This is a genomic window from Streptomyces sp. NPDC031479 (genome assembly GCF_055581065.1).
In genome coordinates, this window is the sequence record NZ_JBVIKC010000062.1 from 34,642 (window position 1) to 42,801 (window position 8,160).

The window sequence follows — 8,160 nt, forward strand, 5'->3', positions numbered from 1 at the left end:
GTTTCCCAAATCCCGCGTCTCCAATCTTCAAGCGGGTGCCCCTTTGAACCTTGGGAGTTAGGCACCATGACCCAGTCATCCGTGGAGCCCAAGACCAGTGCGGAGGAGGCCGGCGACGGCTCTCTGGCCCCCGCCGGACGTTCTTGGCTCGACCGGTACTTTCACATAACGCACAGAGGCTCCAACATCGGCAACGAGGTTCGTGGCGGCATCACGACCTTCATGGCGATGGCGTACATCCTCCTGCTCAACCCGCTGATCCTCTCCGGCAAGGACGTCGCCGGAGACACCATGAGCCAGAAGGCGCTGATCACGGCCACGGCCTTCGCCGCCGCCCTGACCACCCTGCTCATGGGCTTCGTCGGCAAGGTCCCGCTGGCCCTGGCCGCCGGCCTGTCCGTCTCCGGCGTCCTGTCCTCGCAGGTGGCCCCGCAGATGACCTGGCCGCAGGCCATGGGCATGTGCGTGATGTACGGCGTCGTGATCTGTCTCCTGGTCGTCACCGGCCTCCGAGAGATGATCATGAACGCGATCCCCCTCGCGCTCAAGCACGCCATCACCATGGGCATCGGCCTCTTCGTCGCCCTGATCGGCCTCGTCAAGGCCGGCTTCGTCGGCAACGGCGGGGAGTTCATGCCCCCCGTGCAGCTGGGTGCGACCGGTGAGCTCTCGGGCTGGCCCGTCTTCCTCTTCTGCGTGACCCTGCTCGCCATCTTCATGCTGCAGGCCCGCAAGGTCCGCGGCGCGATCCTCATCGGCATCGTCGGCGGCACCGTCCTCGCGGCCATCCTCAACGCCGTCGTGAACATCGACCCGAAGGCCTGGAAGAACGGTCCGCCGGAGCTCGCGGGCTCCGCGATCTCGATGCCCGACTTCTCGCTGTTCGGCAAGGTCGAGTTCGGCGGCTGGGGCGACGTCGGCGTCATGACGATCGGCATGATCGTCTTCACCCTCGTGCTCGCCGGCTTCTTCGACGCGATGGCCACCATCATCGGCGTCGGCACCGAGGCCAAGCTGGCCGACGACCAGGGCCGCATGCCGGGCCTGTCGAAGGCGCTGTTCATCGACGGTGCCGGTGGCGCCATCGGTGGCATCGCGGGCGGCTCCGGCCAGACCGTGTTCGTCGAGTCCGCCACCGGCGTCGGCGAGGGTGCCCGTACCGGCCTCGCCTCCGTCGTCACCGGCCTCTTCTTCGCCGCCTGCCTCTTCTTCACCCCGATCACCCAGATCGTCCCGGGTGAGGTCGCCTCGGCCGCCCTGGTGGTCATCGGCGCGATGATGATGCAGAACGCCCGCCACGTGGACTGGTCCGACAGCGCGACCTCGATCCCGGTCTTCCTGACCGTCGTGATCATGCCGTTCACCTACCAGATCACGGCCGGTGTCGCCGCGGGCGTCATCTCCTACGTGGCCATCAAGGCCGCGCAGGGCAAGGCGCGCGAGGTCGGTGGCTTCATGTGGGTCCTGACCGGCATCTTCCTGATCTACTTCGCCCTCCACCCCATCGAGGCGTGGCTCGGCGTGAAGTAGGTCCGGACGTGATCCGTACCTGACCCTCCACGCATCCGATACTGGAACCCGAACCCTCCGAGGAGGCCGCACATGCTGGACATCGCCGAAGAACTCAACCGGTGGGTCGAGCAGGGACGTGACTTCGCCGTCGCCACGGTCGTGGCGGTCGGCGGGAGCGCCCCGCGGCAGCCCGGAGCCGCACTCGCCGTGGACGGCGAGGGCACGGCCATCGGTTCGGTCTCCGGCGGATGCGTGGAGGGCGCGGTGTACGAGCTGTGCCGCCAGGCGCTCGAAGACGGCGAGACCGTCCTTGAGCGCTTCGGGTACAGCGACGACGATGCCTTCGCCGTGGGCCTGACCTGCGGCGGAATCATCGACATCCTGGTCACCCCAGTGCCCGTGGGCTCCCCGTGGCGCGAGGTGCTGGCCCGTGCGCTGGCCGCCGCCGCGCACGGGGAGACGGCCGCCGTCGCCCGGATCGCCGAAGGCCCCGCCGAGCTGGTGGGCCGCGCGCTCCTCGTCCAGGCCGACGGCTCCTACGAGGGGGGCTTCGGCGGACACCCCCTGCTCGACCGCACCATCGCCGGGGAGGCCCGCGCCATGCTCGACGCCGGCCGGACCGGTGTCCTGGAGATCGGCGCCGACGGCAGGCTCTGCGGAGAGCCGCTGAAGGTGCTCGTCGAGTCCAGCGTCCCGCCCCCGCGGATGATCGTCTTCGGCGCCATCGACTTCGCCTCCGCCCTGGTGCGGATCGGCAAGTTCCTCGGCTACCACGTGACCCTGTGCGACGCCCGGCCCGTCTTCGCCACGAAGAATCGTTTCCCCGACGCGGACGAGATCGTGGTCGACTGGCCGCACCGCTACCTGGAGGGCGCGGAGGTGGACGGCCGGACCGTCCTGTGCGTGCTGACCCACGACGCCAAGTTCGACGTACCGCTCCTCGAACTGGCCCTGAAGCTTCCCGTCGCCTACATCGGCGCCATGGGCTCCCGCCGCACCCACGAGGACCGCAACGAGCGGCTCCGCGCGGTCGGCGTGACCGAGCTCGAACTGGCCCGCCTGCGCTCCCCGATCGGCCTGGACCTCGGCGCCCGCTCCCCGGAGGAGACCGCGCTGTCCATCGCCGCCGAGATCGTCGCGAACCGTCGCGGCGGCACCGGGGCGACGCTCACCGGCGCGCACATCCCGATCCACCACGACCCGTCGCAGACCGTGGTCAGCCGGATCGGTTCCGTCGCTTGAAGCGGTGCTGAGCGGCGGTAGCGCCGGGCGCCGCACCCGTACACGCCGAAAGGGCACGACCCCGCGGGGGTTGTGCCCTTTCGGCGTTCCGTCTATTTTACCCGCCGGTAACAGCAAGCGGTCCGTCACGCCCTTCCGCCCCACCTTTCCGCCCCACCCCTCTGCCCCACCCCTTTGCTGCACTTTCCGCTCCACCCTTCCCCCCTCATGGAGTCGAACGGATGTTACGAAGCCTGCGCACCCGGTACCCGCTGGCCGCGGTCCTCCTCGCCGCCACCGCCGTCACCGCCCTGGCCGCGCCCGGCCGGGCGGCGGCCCCCGCCGAACCCCTGCGCGAGGTGCTGTTCGTCGGGAACAACTGGGACGGCACCGCCGACGCCCTCGCCTCGACCGGCGACCTCGCCCGCATCGGCCGGATCAACGTGATCCCCGACAAGGAGGAGCGGCTGCGGGAGATCTACCTCAACCCCGTCAAACTCGCCTTCTTCCTCGGCATCCGGGCCGGTGCCGGAGAGGGCCACGACCAGTTCGCGGACGACATGTACACCACCCCGGACGGCTCCGCGGTCGTGGTCTCCCGCCCCAGCTTCGCCGACGTCGTCTCCATCGACGTCCGCACCGGCCGGATCAACTGGCGCTTCCCCGTGGCCGGCTACCGCGCCGACCACATGGCGGTCTCGCCCGACGGCACCCGCGTCGCCGTGTCCGCGTCCACGGCCAACACCGTGCACGTCCTCGACATCGCCACCGGCCGCGAGGCCGGCTCGTTCGCCACCGGCGACAAGCCGCACGAGAACACCTTCAGCCGGGACGGCCGTTACCTCTGGAACAGCTCGATCGGTGACGTGACCTCCGCCCTCGACGCGCCCTGGCTGGACTGGACGAAGGGCGACCGGAAGATCACCGTCGTCGACGCGCGGACCTTCCGCACCGTCCGGGTGATCGACATGCGCGAACGCCTCGACGCCTTCGGCCGCCGCGACCTCTCCGACGCCGTCCGGCCCATGTCCTTCAGCCCCGACGAGTCGAAGATCTACTTCCAGGTGTCCTTCTTCAACGGCGTCGTCGAGTACGACGTGGCCACCGACCGGATCACCCGGATCAAGGAACTCCCCGTCAACCCCGCCACCAGCACCGACCGCACCACCTGGGTCAACGACTCCCGCCACCACGGCCTGTCGATGAGCCCCGACGGCACGAAGCTCTGCGTCGCCGGGACCATGGACGACTACGCCACCGTCGTGGACCGCGCCACCCTCGCCCAGGGGCCGCTCGTCCCGGCCGACAAGCCCTACTGGGCCACGGTCGACGGCGACGGCACCGCCTGCGTCATCTCCGAGAGCGGCGCCGACCGGGTCACCGCCATCGACTTCGCCACCGGAGCCAAGCGGGTCTCCGTTCCGGTCGGCGACCACCCCCAACGGGTCCGCCTCGGGCACGTTCCGGCCGGCTGGAGCGGTCCCACGCCCTCCTGAACGGGCAGATCCGGCCATTATGGGGTGACCGGTCCGCGATGACCGATTAGTCTCCGGATCATGGTGGACATCCGCGAGGTACCCGAGGCCGACATCGACCGCGCCCAGGAGCTCGCGTACCTGGCCTTCCACGACCGCCCGGAACGGGAGGCGCGCGAACGCCACCACCGCCTGCTGAGCGGCTGCGACCGGCTCGGCGCCTACGACGGGGAGGTGCTGGTCGGCTTCATGGCCGCCCACGCCTTCCGCCTCTCGGTCCCGGGCGCCGACCTCGACTGCCCCGGGCTCACCTTCGTGTCCGTCGCCCCCACCCACCGGCGCCGGGGCGTCCTCACCGCGCTGATGGAGGAGCGGCTGCGCCGGGCCGGGGCCGCGGGCAGCCCGATCGCCGCCCTGTGGGCATCGGAACCGGCCATCTACGGCCGCTTCGGCTACGGGCCGGCCACCCAGGGCGTCACCATCGAGATCGACTCCGGCCGGCCCCTCGCCCTGCGGATCGACCCCGACCCGCGTCCGCTGCGCCTGGTGGACCCGGCCGACGCCCTCGACGTGATCGCCCCGTACCACGAGGCCGCCCGCCGCACCCGGGCCGGCCGGCCGACCCGCGGCCCCGAACGCTGGGAGCAGGAGTGGCTGTGCGAACGGGACGAGGAGGACGAGGAGTTGGGCCCGCCCCGGATCATCGCCCTCGGGCGGCCCGGACAGCCGGTGGCGGGCTACGTCCTCTACCGCACGAAGCCGCAGGACGACACGGGCCCCTTCCCGGTCCGCACCCCGGGCCTGGTCCGCGTCGACGAACTGGAGGCCGACACACCCGCCGTCGCCGCCGCGCTGTGGGACTGCGTGGCCTCCCTCGACCTGACCGGCACCGTCCGCGCCCGGTGCCGCCCGGCCGACGACCCGCTGCTGCACTTCGCCGCCGACCGGGACCAGGTCAGGGTCACCGCCCAGTTCCCGGCGCTCTGGCTGCGCCTGGTCGACGTGGCCGCGGCGCTGACGGCCCGGTCGTGGGCGGCGCCGGTGGAACTGGTGCTGCAGCTGGCCGACGTACGGCTGCCCGCGAACGCCGGGCGGTTCCGGCTCAAGGCCGGGCCGGGCGGGGCGACGTACGAGCCCGCCCGCGCGACCCCCGACCTGACCCTGGACGTACGGGAGCTGGCCGCCTGCTACCTGGGCGGGACCAGGACGGCGGAGCTGGTGGCCGCCGGGCTGGTGACCGAACACACCCCGGGCGCGGCGGCGGCCCTGGACGCGGCCCTGGCGACGGGGCCGCTCCCGCACACGGGGGACGAGTTCTGACCCCCTGGTGCGCTTCTCCGCTCAGGCGGGGAGGCGGATCCGGGCCGCCGCCATGCCGAAGCCGGAAGCCCCGATGGCGGCGGCCGGGCCGTCGACCGGCCGGTGCAGGTCCTCCTCGCGGTAACGGCGGCACTTGCGGTGCCAGTTGAGGATCCCGGCCAGCCAGTCCTTGAGCTCCACGACGTACGCGTCGAGCCCGGCGCGCGCGTCCCGGTCCAGCTTCCAGTCCTCGTAGAGCAGCGGCAGCTGCGTCGCGACGATGTGCTCGAACTCCTCGGTGCGCTGCGTCATCAGGTCGTGGCAGATGTGCAGGGCCTGCTCGTAGCCGATGTCGAAGAAGTTCCGGGTGACGAGCACGTGGTTGTGCACCTCGCCCTCGACCTCCACCTCCTTCTGGTAGGAGAAGACGTCGTTGATCAGGCAGGCGGTGTCGGCCGCCGCGTTCTCCAGCGACCGGATCGTCCCGGAGCGGTAGATCTCCTCGGGGATGCCGCGGCCGGCCTGGCCGAGCCGGCACAGGTACATCGTCAGGTGCGAGCCGAAGGTGTGGCGGCGCATCTCGGCGTAGTCCACCGGGTCCGGGATGTGGTTGGCGATCTGGTTCTCCGTCTCCCACACCCAGCTCTCCAGCATGCTCACCAGCGTGGCCCGGAACTCGGCACGGACCCGGTCGTCCATGTCCTGAGTGGTGCGCACCCACAGATCGGCGAGGGAGCGCTCCAGCGCGGTCAGCGGCAGCGGCTGTTCGGCGTGGTCGACGGGGATCATGGAGATCAGCCGGGCCGTGGCCGCCTTGGCGGCCACGAGGTTCCCCGACCGGGCGAACACCACCGGGTAGTAGTCGTCCCCGTACGTCCCCCAGGTCAGCCAGCACGCGTTGAGCAGCAGCGCCCCGGGCGTGGCGTCGGGGTCGATGCCGGCCGAGCAGAGGGCGAAGTCGTAGCCGCGCAGCTTCTGTTCGGTCCAGATGGTGGAGCCGGGATCGCCCGGCTGCGGGTCGATCAGACCCATCCGGCGCGCCCACTCCACCGATCCCTCGCGGGCGGAGCCGAGGTGCGGGCTGAGGGAGAGCTCGAAGGGCATGTGGATGTCCGGGATCACGGACGGGCCGGTGCGTTCGAAGGGGACGTGGGTGAAGGAGCGGCGGCGCAGTTCCATCGACCGCCGGGTGAACAGGGAACCGAGGTCGAGCGCGGTGGTGCCCAGGCCGCTGGGGAGGAAGGGCAGGGTGAGCGGGGCGGTGGCCTTGGCCTCCTTGTTCATGTAGCGGCTGGAGACCATGTGCCACTCGTGGCCGCCCGACTGCCAGTCCTGCAGGCCCTTGGCGTAGGCGAGGACGGCCGCGATCTCGGCGGGGTCCATGGCGTGGTCGGCGAAGAGCTGGGGGAGTTCGACGAGCGCGGTCTGCTCGAACTGCTGGAGGCGGGAGGTGAGCAGGTCGTTGGAGGCCTCGGCGGCCTCCTGAGTGGAGCAGCCGAGGAAGGTCTCCAGCACCAGGATGGCGTTGGAGAGTTCGCCCTCGTGGGCGACCTCGCGCTCGTAGGAGAAGATGTCGTTCCTGATGTGCACGGCGTCGGAGAAGGCGTCGCGCAGCACGCCGAGCGGCCGCGAGTGCGCCACGCGCGCGGGCACCTCGGCGGAGACGTACTCGATCAGTCCGGCCGACCAGGGGGCGCCGCCGACCTTGCGGCGCATCTCGATGTACTCCAGGGGGTTCGCCACCCGCCCGATGTTGATGTTGGCGAGCTCCCACATCGACTCGTCGAGCAGGTTCTTCGTCGACAAGGAGAACCGTTCCCGCCAGTCCATAGACATGGCCGGGACGGTCCGCGCCCACAGGTCCGCGAGCCCCGCCTCGACGGGGTTGGTGGCCTCGGGGAAGCCCGCGGCCAGGTCCATCGGCATGAAGGCGGCGAGCCGGTCGAGGTACGCCTTGGCGCCCTCGCGGTCCTGGGAGCGCTTGTACATCTCCAGGAAGTGGTCGTCGAAGAAGAAGACCCACACGTACCAGTCGGTGACCAGGTCCAGCGCGTCACTGTCGCAGTCGGGGTGGGTGTACGAGCACAGCAGGGCGTAGTCGTGCGAGTCGAGGTCCTTCTCCTCCCACACCCCGGACCCCTCCAGCATGCCGAAGCCGCGCGCCCACCGCTTGGTGTGGGCCCTCGCCTCCTCCAGGTGGGGGTTGAGTCGCGCCGGATACGGCACGTAGAAGTCCGGCAGTTGGAACGGCTGCGTCACGGCGGGGCGGGCCTTTCGGTCAGGTGCGCGGGGACCGGCGGTTCCCGCTCCCCGCACGAGATCAGCAGGGCCATACCCGTGATGCCGGTGGGACAAGGCGGAATTCACTTCATCGGGTGACGGGGGCGCGGTTCCCCGGCGCTCACCCTCCGGCACGGGCTAGAAGGGGTTGGGAGCCGCCACGACGCTCGCCCGGCCGGGAATCCATTCCCGGCCGGGCGAGCGCCTGTTCGTGGTCCTGGCCGGCTATCCGAGGGTGCGGGCGGTGGCCCAGTCGTCTTCTTCGACGCGTCGGCCGGTGCCGATGGTGGTGCGGCCTCCGTTGTAGAGGTGGAGGGTGCCGTCGTTGCGGGTGAGGTAGAGGTCGGGGATGCCGTCGCCGTTGACGTCGGGG

5 protein-coding genes are annotated in these 8,160 nt (G+C 70.9%); 4 read left to right on the forward strand and 1 reads right to left on the reverse strand.

Annotated elements, in window-relative coordinates; translation table 11 throughout:
* Positions 1 to 66: 66 nt before the first annotated feature.
* From ACZ5D2_RS37620 to ACZ5D2_RS37635, 4 genes are all read left to right on the forward strand, one after another.
* Entirely contained in the window at positions 67 to 1,530 is a 1,464-nt protein-coding gene (locus ACZ5D2_RS37620) for an NCS2 family permease (RefSeq protein ID WP_371676058.1), read from the forward strand.
* A 72-nt stretch (positions 1,531 to 1,602) separates the two neighbouring features.
* On the forward strand, positions 1,603 to 2,754 hold the full coding sequence (locus ACZ5D2_RS37625) for an XdhC family protein (protein WP_468935838.1): 1,152 nt from the start codon (positions 1,603 to 1,605) through the stop codon (positions 2,752 to 2,754).
* A 221-nt stretch (positions 2,755 to 2,975) separates the two neighbouring features.
* Positions 2,976 to 4,229, forward strand: a complete 1,254-nt coding sequence (locus ACZ5D2_RS37630) for a YncE family protein (protein ID WP_371676056.1) — start codon at positions 2,976 to 2,978, stop codon at positions 4,227 to 4,229.
* A 60-nt stretch (positions 4,230 to 4,289) separates the two neighbouring features.
* On the forward strand, positions 4,290 to 5,528 hold the full coding sequence (locus ACZ5D2_RS37635; RefSeq protein ID WP_468935841.1) for a GNAT family N-acetyltransferase: 1,239 nt from the start codon (positions 4,290 to 4,292) through the stop codon (positions 5,526 to 5,528).
* Between the two features lie 21 nt (positions 5,529 to 5,549).
* On the opposite strand, the gene ACZ5D2_RS37640 is transcribed toward ACZ5D2_RS37635, so the two are convergent.
* A complete protein-coding gene (locus ACZ5D2_RS37640; protein ID WP_468935844.1) occupies positions 5,550 to 7,766 on the reverse strand; it encodes a terpene synthase family protein in 2,217 nt (738 codons plus the stop codon).
* Positions 7,767 to 8,160: the final 394 nt, after the last annotated feature.